Origin of the sequence: Nocardia cerradoensis NBRC 101014, from assembly GCF_000308535.1 — a bacterium.
GTDB lineage: Bacteria > Actinomycetota > Actinomycetes > Mycobacteriales > Mycobacteriaceae > Nocardia > Nocardia cerradoensis.
Genome location: NZ_BAFW01000071.1, coordinates 1 through 17882 on the forward strand (window position 1 = coordinate 1; position 17882 = coordinate 17882).

Genomic DNA, 17882 nt, shown 5'->3' on the forward strand with positions numbered 1-17882 from the left:
CCCGCACCCGTCGCACCCGCCGCGCAGCCGGCCGGCACCCAGCCGGTGGTCCAGGCGGCACCCGAGGGGGCCGATCGATGACCGGCCGCGGCGGAGGCAGAACCGGCGGGGGTGCCACAGGCCGCGGCCGGGCGGGTATGCGATCCACACCCGCCCGGCCGCGTCGCACTCCCCGGCCGCGGGCGGGCTCGCCCGCGGATGCCTCCACGCGGCTGCGGTTCGGAGTCGGACGCGTCCTCATGCTGGTGGCGCTGCTCGTCGTCGCGATGCAATTGCTGTGGCTGCAAACGTTTTCCGCGCCCAATCTGTCGGCCGAGGCGGCGAGCCAGCGCACGGTGCATCAGACCGACTGGGCGCAACGCGGTGCCATCCTCGATCGCGACGGCCGCGCGCTCGCGTTCACCGTCGTGACCAAGAAGCTCAACTTCCGGCCGATCGCCGTGCGCAAGGATCTGGCCGACGCGCGGGCGAAGAGCGACAAGGCGCCCGAGGTCGACAAGCGGCTGGAAGCGATCGCCAGGACGATTCACGAAAAGCTGGGCAAGGACGCGCCCCCGGAAGCGGAACTGCTCGCCAAGCTGCGCAGCGACGACCAGTTCACTTATCTGGCCTACAACGTCGACTCCCGGGTCGCCGACGAGATCACCGAGAAGTTCCCCGAGGTGGGGACCGAACGTCAGGACACGCCGGTCTATCCGGGCGGCGCGCTGGCGGCGAATGTGGTGGGCGCGACCGGCTGGGACGGACACGGCCAGGTGGGGCTCGAGGCGTCGATGGACGCGACGCTGGCCGGCACCGACGGTTCGCACACCTACGACCGCGGCTCCGACGGCGCGGTCATCCCCGGCAGCGAGCGCGACAAGGTGCCCGCGGTCAACGGCTCCAATGTCGAACTGACCCTCGACTCCGATCTGCAGTACTACGTGCAGCAGCAGGTGCAGGAGGCCAAGGACAAATCCGGCGCCCAGGACGCTTCGGCGGTGGTACTGGACGCCCACACCGGCCAGGTACTGGCCATGGCCAACGACAACACCTTCAATCCGGCGCAGGATCCGAAGTTCTGGGCCTCGGCCGATATCGGCAATCCTTCGGTGACCAACGCCTACGAACCCGGTTCGGTGAACAAGATCATCACCGCGGCGGCTTCGATCGAATACGGCCTGACCAACCCGGACGAGGTCCATCAGGTGCCCGGCGAGATCCACATGGGCGGGGTCGTCGTGCACGACGCGTGGTCGCACGGCGTGATGCCGTACACCACCACCGGCATCTTCGGTAAGTCGTCGAACGTGGGCACACTGATGCTCGCCCAGCGGGTCGGCGAGGATCGCTTCGCGGATATGGTCAAGCGTTTCGGGCTGGGGCAGCGCACCGGTGTCGGGTTGCCGGGGGAAAGTGGGGGCATCGTGCCGCCGCGTGACCAGTGGTCCGGTTCGACGTTCGCGAATCTGCCCATCGGGCAGGGCCTTTCGATGACGCTGCTGCAGATGACCGGTATGTACCAGGCCATCGCCAACGACGGGGTGCGGATCCCGCCGCGCATCGTCAAGGACGTGATCGGCCCCGACGGGCACCGCACCAGCGAACCGCAGCCGGACGGCGTGCGGGTGGTGAGCCCGCAGACCGCGAGTACGCTGCGGCAGATGTTCCAGGCCGTGGTGCAGCGCGATCCGATGGGTTATCAGCAGGGCACGGGTGCTCCCGCCGCGATCGAGGGCTACCAGATCGCCGGGAAGACCGGGACCGCGCAGCAGATCGACCAGAAATGCCAGTGCTATTCCGCCGATCGGTATTGGATCACCTTCGCCGGAATCGCCCCGGCCGACAATCCGCGCTACGTCATCGGCATCATGTTGAACGCACCCGTGCGCAGCACCGACGGCAGCGGCGGGCAGTCGGCGGCGCCGCTGTTCCACAGCATCGCCTCGTGGGCGCTGCAGCGCGATCGCGTTCCGCCGTCGACCGTGCCGCCGAAACAGCTTGTGCTCCAGGGGATGTAGTGGTGTGTGCGGCTGAATGTCCGGTTTCGGAAGCGTGGGTGTCCGGGTGCGGTCCGCTGCACGGGCGGGCGCGGGCGCGGTGAGGCCGGGGAGCCGGTGCGCGCGAGGCGGCCACGCTGCGTGGCCGCCGATCGTCCACAGGTAACCTGACTCCCCGACCCCGAATCTCGACCCGATGCACAGATGTGCGCCCACGAAAGGAGCCTGGTGCCCGTGCAGCCCAGCCCGCAGGTGCTTCGCCCCGCCGTTGCGTTGCCGACGCCGGTGCAGGCCGTTGCCGAACTGACCGGTGCGCGGCTGAACTCCGGCGGCCCGGCCGGGATCGAGATCACCGGCATCGAACAGCGCTCGAACGCCGTGCAGCCCGGTGATCTGTTCGCCGGTCTGGCCGGTGCCAAGGCCCACGGCGCCCGCTTCGCCGCCGATGCCGTGGCGCGTGGTGCGGTCGCCGTGTTCACCGACGCGGCCGGCGCCGAACTGATCGGCGAGCTGGATGTGCCGATCCTCGTGCACGACGACCCGCGTGCGGTGCTGGGTGAACTGTCGGCGGCGATCTACGGTCATCCGTCGCGGCAGCTCCAGGTCATCGGCATCACCGGCACGTCGGGCAAGACCACCACCTCCTATCTGGTGGAGGCCGGACTGACCGCGGGCGGGCTGTCGACCGCCCTGATCGGCACGATCGAGACGCGGATCGCGCGGCGCGTCGAGGCGAACCCGGGGGAGGGCACGGCCGGGACGAGCGGCGCCGTCGAGTACCGCCGGGTGCCCAGCGCGCTGACCACCCCGGAGGCGCCGCAGCTGCACGCGATGTTCGCGCTGATGGTGGAACAGGGTGTGCAGGCCGTGGTGATGGAGGTGTCCAGCCACGCGCTGGCGCTGGGCCGAGTGGACGGTGTGCACTTCGCCGTCGGCGCGTTCACCAACCTGTCGCAGGACCACCTGGACTTCCACGCCGACTTCGAGGACTATTTCGCCGCCAAGCGCCGGCTCTTCGTTCCGGATCCGGGGTCGCCGCAGCGCCAGGTCGCGGCCGACACCTGCGTGATCTGCGTGGACGACGCCTGGGGCCGCCGGTTGGCGCGGGAGGCGAGCGGGCGTGCCCGGGTCGTCACCGTGGCGACCGCGGACTGCCCGACCGGGGAGACCGAGCCGGAATGGACGGTGACCGGCGCCGCCGCGCTCGCCGACGGCGGCCAGCAGTTCACCGCGGTCGGCTCGGCGGGCGAGATTGCGGCCCGGCTGCGGCTGCCCGGGCGCTACAACATCGCCAACGGTCTGCTCGCGATCGCGGTGTGCGCCGAGGCGGGTGTCGACGCGGCGGTGGCGGCCGCGGCGCTGGGCGAGGTGGATGTGCCCGGCCGGATGCAGCGGGTGAACGCGGGACAGGATTTCCTCGCCCTCGTCGACTACGCGCACAAGCCGGCCGCGGTGGAATCGGTGATCGCGACGCTGCGCCGGCATCTGCGCGACACCGGCGGCCGCTTGGCCGTGGTCGTGGGCGCCGGTGGCGATCGCGACGCCGGCAAGCGGCCGCTGATGGGCGCCACCGCGGCGCGCGGCGCGGACCTGCTGGTCATCACCGACGACAATCCGCGCACCGAGGATCCGGGCGAGATCCGCGCCGCGATCCGCGCGGGCGCGCTGGGTCTCGCCGAGGCCGAGCGCGGTGAGGTGCGCGAGATCGGCGATCGGGCCGCCGCCATCGCCGCGGCCGTGGATTGGGCACGGCCCGGGGATGTGGTGCTGGTGGCAGGTAAGGGACATGAGACCGGGCAGGAGATTGCGGGTGTGAAGTATCCGTTCGACGACCGTCAGGTGCTGGGACAGGCCCTGGAACGTAAAATGAAAGACCTGACGGTTTCATGATCGAAATGACTCTGCGGGAGATCGCCGACATCGTCGGCGGCACGCTGCACGACGTGAGCGATCCCGCGGTGACGGTAACCGGTGCGGTCGAATTCGATTCGCGCCGAATCAATTCCGGCGACCTGTTCCTGGCGCTGCCGGGCGAGCACGTCGACGGGCACGACTACGCCGGCAAGGCCGTGGCCTCCGGCGCGGTGGCGGTGCTGGCGGCGCGTCCGGTCGGCGTTCCGGCGATCGTGGTCGAACCGTTCGCCTCCGCGGCCGACGCGGCGGCGAGCCGCTCCTATGTGCTGGCGCACGACACCGACGGCTCCGGCGCCGCCGTGCTGGCGGCGCTGGCCAAACTGGCGCGCGCGAGCGTGGACCGGCTGGCCGCCGCCGGCCTGAACGTGGTCGGGGTGACCGGTTCGGCCGGGAAGACCTCCACCAAGGATCTGCTGGCGCGCGTGCTGGCGCCGCTGGGCGCCGTGATCGCCCCGCCCGGATCGTTCAACAACGAACTGGGCCATCCGTGGACGGCGCTGCGCGCGGGCGCCGACTCCCGCTTCCTGGTGCTGGAACTGTCCGCGCGCGGTCCGGGCCATATCAAGGCGCTGACCGAGATCGCGCCCCCGCGGATCGGTGTGGTGCTCAACGTCGGCACCGCGCACCTGGGTGAGTTCGGCGGCCGCGATGCCATCGCGCAGGCCAAAGGTGAACTGGTGGAAGCGCTTCCGCCGACCGGCGTCGCGGTGCTCAACGCCGACGACCCGCGGGTGGCGGCGATGGCCGCCCGGACCCGGGCCCGGGTGGTGACCTTCGGCCAGGCGTCCGGCGCCGACGTGCGAGCCACCGACATCGTGCTCGACTCCGAAGCACGCGCGCGGTTCACCTTGCACGCCAACGGTTCTCACGCCGAGGTGCATCTGGCGGTGTACGGCGAACACCAGATCTCGAACGCGCTGGCCGCGGCCGCCGTGGCGCTCGAATGCGGTGCGGATCTCGACACCGTGGCCCGGGCACTAGCCGGTGCGACGGTCGATTCGGCGCACCGGATGGACGTGCGGACCCGCCCCGACGGGGTCACCGTCGTCGACGACTCCTACAACGCGAATCCGGATTCCATGCGCGCCGCGCTCAAGGCGCTGGTGTCGATGTCGCGCGCCGGCGGTACGCCGGATGCGCCGCGCGGCCGGCGCAGCTGGGCGGTCCTGGGCGAAATGGCCGAACTGGGCGAGGAATCGGTCGTCGAACACGACGGCATCGGCCGGCTCGCGGTGCGGCTGGATGTCGACCGGCTGATCGTGGTCGGCACCGGGCGCCCGGCCCGCGCGCTGCACCAGGGTGCGGTCATGGAAGGCTCGTGGGGCGAGGAATCGATCCTCGTACCCGATATCGAATCCGCGATCGCCCTGCTGGACAACGAGATCGCGGCCGGTGATGTGGTGCTGGTCAAGGCGTCGAACTCCGCCGGTCTGTGGGCGGTGGCGCAGCACGTGCTCGCATCGGGTGAGCAGGGCACGGAGGCAGCTGGATGAGGCAGATTCTGTTCGCGGCGGGGATCGCGCTGGCGGTATCGATCCTGCTGACGCCGCTGCTGATCCGCATGTTCGCGCGGCGCGGATTCGGCCAGGAGATCCGCATCGACGGCCCCGAAAGTCATCAGGCCAAGCGCGGCACCCCGACCATGGGCGGTGTCGCGATCCTGATCGGCATGTGGGCCGGATATCTGGGCTCGCATCTGATCGGCATCGGCTATCACGCCGACGGGCCGTCGGCCTCGGGCCTGCTGGTCCTCGGCCTGGCCACCGCGCTGGGCGTGGTCGGCTTCATCGACGACTTCATCAAGCTGCGCAAGCAGCGCAATCTGGGCCTCACCGCGGCCGGTAAGTACATCGGCCAGCTCGGTTCGGCGGTGATCTTCGGGGTGCTGGCGCTGCAGTTCCGCGGCGCGGGCGGACGGACCCCGGCCAGCCGGCATCTGTCGTACGTGCGCGAGATCAACACCGTCTCGATGAGCGTGATCATCTTCCTGGCGTTCGTCTGCCTGGTCGTGGTCGCGTGGTCGAACGCGGTGAATCTGACCGACGGCCTGGACGGTCTGGCCGCGGGATCGATGAGCCTGGTGCTGGGCGCCTACGTGATCATCACGTTCTGGCAGTACTACCACGCCTGCGAATTCAAGGCCGAGGCCGGCTGTTACAACGTGCGCGATCCGCTGGATCTGGCGCTGGTGTGTGCCGCCGGTGCGGCGGCGTGTGTCGGCTTCCTGTGGTGGAATGCGGCGCCCGCCAAGATCTTCATGGGCGATACCGGTTCGCTGGCCCTCGGTGGCCTGCTCGCCGGATTGTCGATCACCACCCGCACCGAACTGCTCATGGTCGTGATCGGCGCACTGTTCGTCGCCGAGACCGTGTCGGTGGTGCTGCAGGTGGCGGTGTTCCGGACCACCCGCAACCGGTTGTTCAAGATGGCCCCGTTCCATCACCATTTCGAGCTGAGCAAATGGGCGGAGACGACGGTCATCATCCGGTTCTGGCTGCTCGCCGGAATCGCGGCGGCGGTCGGTCTGGGCTTGTTCTACAGCGAATACCTCTCTCAGGTCGGGTAAGCAGCGATGGTCGAACATACTCCGCGGGCCCTGCGATCACCGGGTCCCATGCTCGAATTTCTGCGTGGCCGTGACGTTCTCGTCGCGGGATGGGGGGTGTCGGGCCGCTCGCTGATCGAGCCGCTGCGCGATATCGGCGCCCGTCCGGTAGTCACCGACGCCGGGGAGAAGGCGATGGCCGAGGCCGCCGAACTCGGCCTCGACACCGCCACCGGCGCCGCACTGCTCGAACCCGGTGCGCTGGAACGGTTCGCGCTCGTCATCACCAGCCCGGGCTGGCGACCGGGTTCACCGGTCCTGGTCTCGGCGGTCACCGAGGGCATTCCGGTCTGGGGCGATGTGGAATTCGCCTGGTGGGTGGATCAGGCGCGGCTCTACGGTCCGGTGCGCAAATGGCTGGTGATCACCGGAACCAACGGCAAGACCACCACCACCCAGATGACCCACGCCATCCTGCGCGCGGCCGGACTGCCCAGCGTCGCCTGCGGCAATATCGGGTTGCCGATCCTGGACGCGCTGCGGCGCACCCCGGGCCCGCAGATCCTCGCGGTCGAGCTGTCGTCGTTCCAGCTGCACTGGGCGCCGTCGGTGCGCCCGGAGGCCGGTGTGGTGCTGAATGTCGCCGAGGATCATCTGGACTGGCACGGCGGTCTCGACGCCTACGCCGCCGCCAAGGCGCGAGCGCTGACCGGACGGGTCGGCGTGGTCGGACTCGACGACGCCGTGGCCGCCGCGCTGGCGCGAAAGTCCAAGGCGCGCCGCACCGTCGGCTTCCGGATCGGCGTGCCGGCGGACGGTGAACTCGGCGTGGTCGACGGCAAACTGCTGGACCGCGCCTTCACCAAGGCCGCGATCCTCGCCGAGGTCGGCGACATCAGCCCGCCCGGACCCGCCGGTGTCGCCGACGCGCTGGCCGCGGCCGCGCTGACCCGTGCCATCGACGTGGCCCCGCAGTTCGTCAAGGAGGGCTTGGCCGAACACAAGGTGGGTCCGCACCGCGCCGCCTTCGTGCGGGAACTGGCCGGAGTCGGATTCGTCGACGATTCGAAGGCGACCAATCCGCATGCCGCGCGGTCCTCGATCCTGGCTCATCCGCAGGTGGTGTGGATCGCCGGCGGTCAGCTCAAGGGCGCCCATATCGACGATCTGGTCGAGGAGGTCGCCGAGCGTCTCGTCGCGGCGGTCGTCTTCGGTCAGGACGCGCCGATCATCGCGGCGGCAATGGCGCGACACGCGCCGGATGTCCCGGTGGTCGAGCTCGGTTCGGGTGACGATGCACAGATGAGCGGGGAACCCTCCACGGCGTCTCTGGTCGCCGAGATCGACGGCGCCGATGCGGTGATGGCCCGCGCGGTCCGTATCGCCGCCGGATATGCCGGGCGCGGTGACACCGTCCTGCTCGCCCCGGCCGCGGCCTCCCTGGACATGTTCGCCGACTACACCCATCGCGGCCGCAGTTTCGTCGCGGCGGTGCAGGCCCTGGACGAGAGAGATATCGGGAGCCAGCAGTGACGAAGCCGGCGCGCAAGCCCGTGGGCACCTGGTTCGGTGCCTGGCTGGCGCGCCCGCTGGCCGATTTCCACCTGGTCGTCACCATCGCCACCCTGCTCACCGTGCTCGGGCTGGTGATGGTGTTGTCGGCCTCCAGTGTGGAGGCCTACGCCGACGGCGGTTCGGCCTATTCGCTGTTCATGCAGCAGGCGTTCTTCGCGGGCCTGGGCGCGGCGCTGTTCTATCTGGCGCTGCGGATTCCGATGCGCGTGCTGCGGCAGCTGTCGTTCCCGCTGTACGCGGCGTCGGTGCTGTTGCTGGTGCTGGTGCTGATTCCCGGAATCGGTTCGCAGGTCCAGGGTTCGCGTCGCTGGTTCGACCTCGGCTTCGTCTCGGTGCAGCCGTCGGAGATCGTGAAGGTCACCCTGATCGTGTGGGGTGCGCATCTGCTGGCGACCCGCCGCAGCGACCAGACCGGGTACAAGGACATTCTGGTGCCGCTGGTGCCGGCCGGTCTGCTGACCTGCCTGCTGATCGTGCTGGAACCGAATCTGTCGACGACCATCGCGGTCGGCCTGGTGCTGGTCGCGCTGCTGTGGTTCGGCGGGTTGCCGGTGCGGCTGTTCGTGACCATCGCGGTCTCGGGTGCGGTGGCGGCGGGAATTCTGGCGCTGTCGGCCGGCTATCGATCCGATCGCATGCGCGCGTTCTTCAATCCCGGCGATGATCCGCAGGGCATCGGCTATCAGGCGCGCCAAGCGCTGTTCTCCCTCGCCGACGGCGGCATCTGGGGGCGCGGGCTCGGCCAGAGCCGGGCCAAGTGGAGTTATCTGCCCAACGCGCACAACGACTTCATCTTCGCCATCATCGGCGAGGAACTCGGATTTCTCGGATGTGCCTTGGTGCTGGGGCTTTTCGCCCTGTTCGTCTTCGTCGGCCTGCGCATCGCCAGCCGGTCGGCCGATCCGTTCCTGCGATTGCTGACCGCGGCCGCGACCACCTGGATCACCGGGCAGGCGCTGATCAACATCGGCTATGTCGTGGGCCTGCTGCCGGTGACGGGTCTGCAGTTGCCGCTGGTGTCGGCCGGTGGTTCGTCGCTGGCGATCACGTTGATGATGTTCGGCTTGATCGCGAGCGCGGCCCGGCACGAACCCGAGGCGATCGCGGCGCTGAAGGGCGGCCAGGACGGGCGGTTCAGCCGGTTGCTGCGGCTGCCGATCCCGGAAACCTACGCACCCGCGCGTGCGGGCCGGGCCCGCGCGGTCTCCGGCCCGCGCCGGCGGGAACTGCCGCCGGCACGCAAGCGGTCGGGCAAATCCGGTCAGTCGCGCGGCGGGGGCAAGTCCCGCGGGGCCGCTGCGGCGCGGGGTGGGAGTGCGGCGATACCGCGGCGGTCGATAGATTCGGATTCGGCACGACGACGCAGCGCCGACGCCGGACGGCGGGAGGCGCGCGGAGCGTCGTCGTGGCGCACCACCCGGGCCTGGGAGCCCAGCTATCCGATGACACATGCGAGAGAACGAGGTAATTCGAGGTGACAACCGGCGAGAGCGGCGGCACGACGGGTTCCGGGCAACGGACGCTCTCGGTGATCGTCGCCGGCGGGGGCACGGCCGGGCATATCGAACCCGCGATGGCGGTCGCGGACGCACTGCGCCGGCTGGATCCCTCGATCCGGATCACCGCACTGGGCACCCAGCGCGGGCTGGAGACGACGCTGATTCCCGAACGCGGCTATCCGCTGGAACTGATTCCGCCGGTCCCGCTGCCACGTAAACCCACCGCCGATCTGCTGCGCCTGCCCGGCCGGGTCCGTGCCGCGGTGGCACGCACCCGCGCGGTGATCGACGCGGTCGAGGCCGATGTGATCATCGGATTCGGCGGCTACGTCTCGGTGCCCGCCTACCTCGCGGCCGGCGGGGGAGTGCTGCGGCGCTCGCGCCGGGTGCCGCTGGTGGTGCACGAGGCCAATGTGAAGGCGGGGATCGCGAACAAGGTCGGCGCCCGGCGCGCGGTGCGGGTGCTCGCCGCCGTGCCGAATTCGGGTGTGCACGCGCGCGGGCGCGCCGATGCCGAGGTGGTCGGGATTCCGGTGCGCGCCTCGATCGCCACCCTGGACCGGGCCGGGCTGCGGGCGCAGGCGCGGGAGCACTTCGGTCTGCCGCAGCAGGGGCCGGTTCTGCTGGTCTTCGGCGGTTCGCAGGGCGCGCGCCGGTTGAACGAGGCGGTGTCCGGTGCTGCCGCGCAACTGCTGGCGGCGGGCGTCTCGGTACTGCACGCGCACGGACCCAAGAACACGCTCGATCTGGACGGCATCGACACCGAATCCGGCCGCGACGGTGCGAAATACGTTGCGGTGCCGTATCTGTCGCGGATGGATCTGGCCTATGCCGCCGCCGATGCCACGGTGTGCCGCTCGGGCGCGATGACCGTGGCCGAGGTCTCGGCGGTCGGTCTGCCGGCGTTCTACGTGCCGCTGCCGCACGGCAACGGCGAGCAGGAGTTCAACGCCCGCCCGATCGTCGCGCAGGGTGGTGGCAGAATCGTCGCCGATGCGGAGATGACACCGAAGTATGTGATGGACGAGGTGATCGCGCTGCTCACCGACCCGGCCGCGCTGACGAACATGTCGGTCGCCGCCGCCGGTGCCGGACATCGCGACGCCGCGGACACGGTGGCGCGAATCGTGCTGGAGGTGACCGGACGGTGACCGGAGGAAACGAGACGGCCGAAGTGGGAGCCGCGGACCCGGTGAACCAGACGGGGCAGGCTTTCGCCGAACTGCCGGAGTTGTTGCGGCGGGTCCACATGGTCGGCATCGGCGGTGCCGGCATGTCGGGGATCGCGCGGATTCTGCTCGCCCGCGGCGGCGAGGTGTCGGGCTCGGACGCCAAGGAGAGCCGCGGCGTGCTGGCGTTGCGGGCGCGCGGGGCCCAGGTCCGCATCGGTCACGACGCGAGTGCGCTGGATCTGCTGGAGGGCGGCCCGAGCGCGGTCGTGACCACCTACGCCGCCATCCCGAAGACGAATCCCGAACTGGTCGAGGCGAATCGGCGCGGTGTGCCGGTGCTGATGCGCCCCACGGTCCTCGCGGAACTGATGCGCGGCCACCACACTCTGCTGGTGTCGGGCACCCACGGCAAGACCTCCACCACCTCGATGCTGGTCGTGGCGTTGCAGCACTGCGGCTTCGATCCGTCGTTCGCCGTCGGCGGTGAACTGAACGAGGCCGGGACGAACGCCCATCACGGCACCGGCGGTTATTTCGTGGCCGAGGCCGACGAGTCGGACGGCTCACTGCTGCAATACGATCCGGACGTCGCGGTGGTCACCAACATCGAATCCGATCATCTGGATTTCTTCGGCTCCGACGAGGCCTACGTCCAGGTGTTCGACGACTTCGTGGCGCGGCTGGTCTCCGGCGGACTGCTCGTGGTGTGCCTGGACGATCCCGGCTCGCTGGCGCTGGCCCGCCGGGTCGCCGACCGGGTCGCGGCCGGGGAACTCGACATCCGGGTAGCCGGTTACGGCTCGACGGAGACGGCCGACGCGCCGGTACCGATGCAGGCCCGGCTGGTGAGCTGGGAACCGCGCGACGTGGGCGGTGTGGCCACGGTGCAACTGGGCGATGAACCCGCCCCGCGCACGCTGCGCCTGTCGGTGCCCGGCCGCCACATGGCCCTCAACGCCCTCGCCGCGCTGCTGGCCGCCCGCGATGCGGGGGCCGAGGTGGACGAAATCCTGCAGGGCCTGGAGGGATTCGGTGGCGTGCACCGCCGCTTCCAGTTCGTGGGCCGCGAGAACGGGGTGCGGGTCTTCGACGACTACGCCCACCATCCGACCGAGGTGCGTGCCGTACTGGGGGCGGCGGCCGAACTGGTCCGCCAGGAGGCGGCCGACGGCGCCCGCTCCCGCCAGGGCCGGGTGATCGTGGTGTTCCAGCCGCACCTGTACAGCCGCACGGCGACCTTCGCCGAGGAATTCGGGGCGGCGCTGTCGCTGGCCGACGAGGTCGTGGTCCTCGACGTCTACGGCGCGCGCGAGAAGCCGCTGCCCGGGGTCAACGGCGCGCTGGTGGCGCAGGCGGTCACCAAACCCGTGCACTACCAACCGGATATGTCGCGGGTGGGCCGGCAGGCCGCGAGCCTGGCCCGCGCGGGCGATGTGGTGATCACCATGGGCGCCGGCGACGTGACGATGCTCGGCGGGCAGATTCTGGACGGACTGCGGGTGCGCCCGTCGACGGGGCGGTGAGCCCGGCGCCCCCGCCCGGCGGCCGGAGAGGGAGGTGGAGATGACACGCCGCGGGACGATCGAGGACATCGATCCGGACGCCGAGGCCGAATCCGCTGCGGACGGCGACGAGGGCGACGATCGCCGCTACCGCGCCGGGGCCCGCGCGCGGCTGCCCTTCGAGGGCCGGTGGCGGCGGATCCTGTTGTGGGGCGCGCCGATCGTGGTCGTGGTGATCGTGCTGCTGGTGGTCGCCTATTTCACCCCCGCGCTGTCGGTGCGCACCGTGCAGGTCGAGGGTGTGTCGACGGTGCCCGAACAGGATGTTCGCGCGGTGCTGCAGATCCCCGACGGCCGTTCCATGCTGCGTATCGATACCGACGCGATCGCGCGCCGGGTGGCATCGCTGCCGAAGGTGCGCTCGGCGCGGGTGCAGCGGGTGTTTCCGTCCACGGTGCGGGTCACGGTGGACGAGCGCTCCGCCGTGGTCTTCTTCGACAGTCCGCAGGGACCGCATCTGCTCGACGGCGACAGCGTCGAATTCGCGATCGAACCGCCGCCGCCCGGCGTCGCGAAACTGGTCACCGACCATCCCGGTAGCGCCGATCCGGTGACCCGGGCCGCGGTCGCGGTCCTCGACGCCGCGCCGCCGGCGCTTCGGGCCCAGGTGGGAGAGGTTGTGGCGCGGACGGTTTCGGATATCGAACTGAAGCTGCGCGACGACCGTACGGTGGTCTGGGGCGGCCCGGACGACTCGGAACGCAAAGCCGCGGTGGTCCTTCCGGTGCTGACGCGCCCGGGAACGGTATTCGACGTTTCGAGCCCCGATCTGGTAACGGTAAGATAGTGACACTCGTTGTGCCGTTGTGGTTTTCGACCGGCGGCCGGGAGTCGATGGCCGTGCGTGACGGCCGTGGCACCGGGGCCCGTCCGGGTGCCGCGGTCGCGTGCGGGGCCGGTGAATCCGCGGTCCCGCGGAGATCGAGACCCGATCTCGATGTCTGTGGCGGCCGTTCGCGGTACCATGCCCGACGGGCTCGGACGAGATGGATCACACAAGATTCTGACCCTCGTGTCGGCGCGCCTGCGCACGGATCGCGACGGGTGCGAATAGCGTTCCGCACCAGTCGGATACTTGACATAACGCCAACCCTATGGTTCAGGTTTAGGGTTTGTCCGAGTGAAAACCCGGGCGGACCGGGGACCTCGAATCGGCGCTCTGCCGAGAATCCGAAAACGACAGGCTTTGGATCGAAGGAAGGCGAGAGCCCATGACGCCCCCGCACAACTACCTTGCAGTGATCAAGGTCGTCGGTATCGGCGGCGGCGGCGTGAACGCCGTCAACCGAATGATCGAACAGGGACTCAAGGGAGTCGAGTTCATCGCCGTCAACACCGACGCCCAGGCACTGCTGATGAGTGATGCGGACGTCAAGCTCGACGTCGGCCGCGAACTCACTCGCGGTCTGGGCGCCGGCGCGGATCCCGAGGTGGGCCGCAAGGCCGCCGAGGATCACAAGGACGAGATCGAAGAGGTGCTCAAGGGCGCCGACATGGTCTTCGTGACGGCCGGCGAGGGCGGCGGCACCGGTACCGGTGGCGCGCCCGTGGTGGCCTCGATCGCCCGCAAGCTGGGTGCCCTGACCATAGGTGTGGTGACGCGGCCGTTCTCCTTCGAGGGCAAGCGCCGCAGCAACCAGGCCGAAGCCGGTATCCAGGCGCTGCGCGAATCCTGCGACACCCTCATCGTCATCCCGAACGACCGGCTGCTGCAGCTCGGCGACGCGGCGGTGAGCCTGATGGACGCCTTCCGCTCCGCCGACGAGGTGCTGCTCAACGGTGTGCAGGGCATCACCGACCTGATCACCACCCCGGGTCTGATCAACGTCGACTTCGCCGACGTCAAGAGCGTCATGTCCGGCGCCGGTTCGGCGTTGATGGGCATCGGCTCCTCGCGCGGCGAGGGACGATCCGTGAAAGCCGCGGAGGCGGCGATCAATTCGCCGCTGCTGGAGGCGTCGATGGATGGTGCGCACGGCGTGCTGCTGTCGATCGCCGGTGGATCGGATCTCGGTCTGTTCGAGATCAACGAGGCCGCCTCGCTGGTGCAGGAGGCCGCGCACATCGAGGCCAACATCATCTTCGGCACGGTGATCGACGATTCGCTCGGCGACGAGGTCCGGGTCACGGTGATCGCCGCCGGCTTCGACGGGGGCACCCCGGCCCGGCGCATCGAACCGGCGGGCAGAACGAATATCGGCCCGGGCCGGGCCGGTGACATCGGCCAGTCCACCACTCGCCGTGATTTCGGCAGCACCCGTCAGTCCGAGCCGGAGCGCCCGGCCGATCCGACGCCGGCCCGTGGCCCGGCCCCGTCCTACGAACCGCGCCCGGCCACCGAGCCGACCATCGCGCACAACAGCCGTTCGCACATTCAGATGCCGGACGAGGACACCGACGACGTCGACGTCCCCGATTTCATGCGCCGGTAAGCACGCCGATCTCGCTGCCCCCTCCGAACGTTTCGGAGGGGGCAGCGGCGTTTGCGGCTCGTGGGGGCGATCGAAACTCCCTGTGCCACCGAAAATCCGGCGTACCGGTGCCGGGCGGCCGGGTGATGTCGCTCTCCGGGGCGTCGCCGCCGGCGTCCGGGGCAACGGCCTGTGAGAACGAACACCGCGACCCGAAGCGTCGCACCCGCCAGTGGCGAACGCGGCATCGTGGTGCGCGGCACTGTCGTGTGCATGAACTCGCACGCCGTGGGTACTTCGCGGGGCATGCTCGCGCTGTGCCCCGTTCCGCCGCCCCGCCACCTAGGTTCCGGATCACTCGGCGCCACGCTCGACTCCGGACCGGTGCAGCCTATTAATCTCGGAGATATGACACAGGCTTCGGTTCGGACGCGACGGGTGACGACCACGCGGGCCGGTGGGTTCTCGGCGGCGCCCTACGACTCGTTCAACCTGGGCGACCATGTCGGCGACGATCCGGAAGCGGTGCGGCGCAACAGGATACGTCTCGCCGAGGGCATCGGCCTGCCGCCCGGCCGCCTGGTCTGGATGGAACAGGTGCACAGCCGCAACGTCGAGATCGTCGACGGCCCGCGCGCCGAACCGGTACCGGTGACCGACGCGCTCGTCACCACCGTGCCGAATCTCGCGCTGGTGGTGCTCACCGCCGATTGCGTCCCCCTGCTGATGTCCGACGACGAGGCCGGGGTGATCGCGGCCGTGCACGCCGGCCGCGTCGGCGCCCGCATCGGAATCGTGCCGAAGGTTCTCGAGGCGATGATGTCGGTCGGCGCCCAGCCGCACCGCATCGGCGCCTTCCTCGGTCCGGCCGCCGGTGGCGAGGACTACGAGGTGCCCGCCGCCATGCGTGACGATGTCGAGGCCCATCTGCCCGGCAGCGCCACCACGACCCGGCGCGGGACGCCCGGGCTGGATCTGCGAGCCGGAATCCGCCGGCAGCTGGAAGCGGCCGGGGTCGGCGCGGTCGCGGTCGATCCGCGCTCCACCATCTCCGACGCGACCCTGTTCAGCCACCGCCGCGGCGCGCCCACCGGCCGCATCGCCGGGGTGATCTGGATGGAGGAGAACCGGTGAATCACGCCGAATCCGGGTTCGGCACAACCGAATCCGAGCAGGGTGCGCCGCAGTCGCGTGCGGCCGGACTCGCCGCCGCGCTCACCCGCCTGGAAGACCGCATCGATGCCGCGTGCCGCGCCGCCGGGCGTGAACGTGACACCGTCCGGTTGCTGCCGGTGACCAAATACTTCCCGGCCTCCGACGTGGAGATCCTGTATCGGCTCGGGCGCCGGGAATTCGGCGAATCGCGGGAACAGGAGGCCTCCGCCAAGGTGGCCTCATTAGGACATCTGGCGCAGATGCGCTGGCACATGATCGGCCGATTGCAGCGCAACAAGGCGAAATCGGTTGTGCGCTGGGCCGATACGGTGCACTCGGTGGATTCGGAGCGTCTGGTGAGGGCCCTTGACACCGCCACCGCGGCCGCACGCGCGGAGGGAGCACGCGCGGATCCGCTGCGTGTGCTACTGCAGGTGAGCCTGGATCGCGATCCGGCACGCGGCGGCGTCGTCCCGGATGATCTCCCGATGCTGGCCGATCAGGTCGCGAAATCCGAGAACCTGCAGCTCGCGGGCCTGATGGCGATTCCGCCGCTGGGCGCCGAGCCGGATGCCGCGTTCGACGAACTGGCCGGTCTGCATCGCACGCTGCTGGTCGCGCATCCGGGCGCGACCGAATTGTCGGCGGGCATGTCGGGCGACCTGGAGGTCGCCATTCGACACGGGTCTACCTGCGTGCGTGTCGGTACTGCTCTCATGGGCGAACGACCGATAACCTCGCAGTAGCAAAGAAACCTCATCAGTCACATTCGAAACATATGCTTGGGGCTGACGAGGACTGAGCAGGACTTCAACACCCCAGGTCAGTCGGGGGCCGTAGGAAGGTCGACCAGGATGAGCGAGCGTAGCGAGCGAGACATCAGCGCAGCCACGAGCATGCTCGTGCTGGAGCCCAGCGTTAGTGAGGTGGGAGCATGAGTACGCTGCACAGGTTCAAGGCCTACTTCGGCATGGTCCCGCTCGAGGAATACGAGGACGACTACGTCGACGACCGTGGCCCTCGGGGGATCGACGACCGCGGCCCGCTGGGTGCGGACGACCGCGGCGTGCGCCGCTCGCGTTTCGACGACGATCCGTACGACGCCGGGCGCTCGCGGTTCGGCGACGACCGCTTCGCCGACGATCCGGGCTACCCGGAGCCGGCGTACAAGGCGCCCTATCAGCCCGGCTACACGGTGCCGCGCCGCTCGGAGTTCGCCGACGAGTCCTACTCCGACGACCGCTACGAGCCCCTGCGCCGCCCGACCCGGATCGAATCCGCACCCTCGGGCCGCTCGCGCGGACTCGGCGGTGGCACGCCGATGGTGCGTGGCACCACACACGGTGCGCTGGCCGTCGATCCCGAGGCCGAACGCCGGATGGAAGAGCGGCGGATGGAGGAGCGCGCCCGGTTCGAGCCGGCTCCGCGCCGCGCCCCCGTCTTCGAGGACGGAGGTCCGTTGTCCAAGATCACGACACTGCGTCCGCGCACCTATGCCGAGGCCGCGATCATCGGCGAGCGTTTCCGTGACGGTACGCCCGTGATCATGGACCTGGTCGAGATGAGCAACGCCGACGCGCGCCGTCTGGTGGATTTCGCCGCCGGACTGGCGTTCGCGCTGCGTGGTTCGTTCGACAAGGTGGCCACCAAGGTGTTCCTGCTCTCACCGTCGGATGTCGATGTATCGGCCGAGGAGCGCCGCCGCATCGCCGAAAACGGCTTCTACAACCAGAAATAACCCCGAACCGGGTGCCGCGCGCGGCGGCGGCCCCGGTCGGGTGAGCCGCGACGGGGGGAAATGACGTCGAATGCACGGCGCGGGGAGTTTGCAGGACACCGAATCTGAGGCAAAGTGGACAGGTGGCCTTGTTTCAGGTGCTGTATGTACTCCTCTTCCTCTTCTGGCTGTTGCTGATCAGCCGAGTGATCGTCGAGTTCATCCGCAGCTTTGCGCGCGACTGGCATCCGCGGGGGTTCGTCGCCGTCGTGCTGGAGGCGATCTTCACGATCACCGATCCGCCGGTGAAACTGTTGAGGCGCCTGATACCTCCCGTGAACTTGGGAGGAATT

The 17882-nt window shown here is 69.8% G+C and carries 14 protein-coding genes; all 14 read left to right on the top strand.

All coding sequences use genetic code 11. The annotated features are described in order from the left end of the window. Positions 1-137: 137 nt before the first annotated feature. Positions 138-2000: a peptidoglycan D,D-transpeptidase FtsI family protein gene (locus ON23_RS08785; RefSeq protein ID WP_083903786.1), complete on the top strand. Its 1863-nt coding sequence runs from the start codon at positions 138-140 to the stop codon at positions 1998-2000. A 183-nt stretch (positions 2001-2183) separates the two neighbouring features. Next, a complete protein-coding gene (locus ON23_RS08790) occupies positions 2184-3869 on the top strand; it encodes a UDP-N-acetylmuramoyl-L-alanyl-D-glutamate--2,6-diaminopimelate ligase (RefSeq protein ID WP_051042269.1) in 1686 nt (561 codons plus the stop codon). Next, positions 3866-5386 (top strand): UDP-N-acetylmuramoyl-tripeptide--D-alanyl-D-alanine ligase, encoded by a 1521-nt coding sequence (locus ON23_RS08795; protein ID WP_039777407.1) that lies wholly within the window; start codon positions 3866-3868, stop codon positions 5384-5386. Before ON23_RS08790 ends, ON23_RS08795 begins: the two co-directional genes overlap by 4 nt. Further along, positions 5383-6459, top strand: coding sequence for a phospho-N-acetylmuramoyl-pentapeptide-transferase (gene mraY, locus ON23_RS08800; protein WP_036500353.1), 1077 nt, complete (start codon positions 5383-5385; stop codon positions 6457-6459). The genes ON23_RS08795 and mraY overlap by 4 nt, the downstream gene beginning before the upstream one ends. Before the next feature lie 48 nt (positions 6460-6507). Next, positions 6508-7971, top strand: coding sequence for a UDP-N-acetylmuramoyl-L-alanine--D-glutamate ligase (gene murD / locus ON23_RS08805; RefSeq protein ID WP_039777409.1), 1464 nt, complete (start codon positions 6508-6510; stop codon positions 7969-7971). Then, complete coding sequence (ftsW, locus tag ON23_RS08810; RefSeq protein ID WP_063821236.1) at positions 7968-9491, top strand: putative lipid II flippase FtsW; 1524 nt, start codon at positions 7968-7970, stop codon at positions 9489-9491. The genes murD and ftsW overlap by 4 nt, the downstream gene beginning before the upstream one ends. Next, positions 9488-10663, top strand: a complete 1176-nt coding sequence (murG, locus tag ON23_RS08815; protein ID WP_051042270.1) for an undecaprenyldiphospho-muramoylpentapeptide beta-N-acetylglucosaminyltransferase — start codon at positions 9488-9490, stop codon at positions 10661-10663. Before ftsW ends, murG begins: the two co-directional genes overlap by 4 nt. A 98-nt stretch (positions 10664-10761) precedes the next feature. Further along, positions 10762-12207, top strand: a complete 1446-nt coding sequence (gene murC / locus ON23_RS08820) for a UDP-N-acetylmuramate--L-alanine ligase (RefSeq protein WP_051042271.1) — start codon at positions 10762-10764, stop codon at positions 12205-12207. Between the two features lie 40 nt (positions 12208-12247). Continuing rightward, entirely contained in the window at positions 12248-13033 is a 786-nt protein-coding gene (locus tag ON23_RS08825) for a cell division protein FtsQ/DivIB (protein WP_083903787.1), read from the top strand. A gap of 424 nt (positions 13034-13457) precedes the next feature. Beyond that, positions 13458-14678 (top strand): cell division protein FtsZ, encoded by a 1221-nt coding sequence (gene ftsZ / locus ON23_RS08835; protein WP_039777412.1) that lies wholly within the window; start codon positions 13458-13460, stop codon positions 14676-14678. A 387-nt stretch (positions 14679-15065) separates the two neighbouring features. Next, the gene (pgeF, locus tag ON23_RS08840; protein ID WP_039777415.1) at positions 15066-15791 is read left to right on the top strand and encodes a peptidoglycan editing factor PgeF; all 726 of its coding nucleotides are present in this window, start codon (positions 15066-15068) and stop codon (positions 15789-15791) included. Beyond that, on the top strand, positions 15788-16558 hold the full coding sequence (locus ON23_RS08845; RefSeq protein WP_039777416.1) for a YggS family pyridoxal phosphate-dependent enzyme: 771 nt from the start codon (positions 15788-15790) through the stop codon (positions 16556-16558). The genes pgeF and ON23_RS08845 overlap by 4 nt, the downstream gene beginning before the upstream one ends. Before the next feature lie 188 nt (positions 16559-16746). After that, positions 16747-17550: a cell division protein SepF gene (locus tag ON23_RS08850; protein ID WP_030514707.1), complete on the top strand. Its 804-nt coding sequence runs from the start codon at positions 16747-16749 to the stop codon at positions 17548-17550. Between the two features lie 122 nt (positions 17551-17672). Next, on the top strand, positions 17673-17882 hold a 210-nt coding region (locus ON23_RS08855; protein WP_039777418.1), incomplete at its 3' end, for a YggT family protein.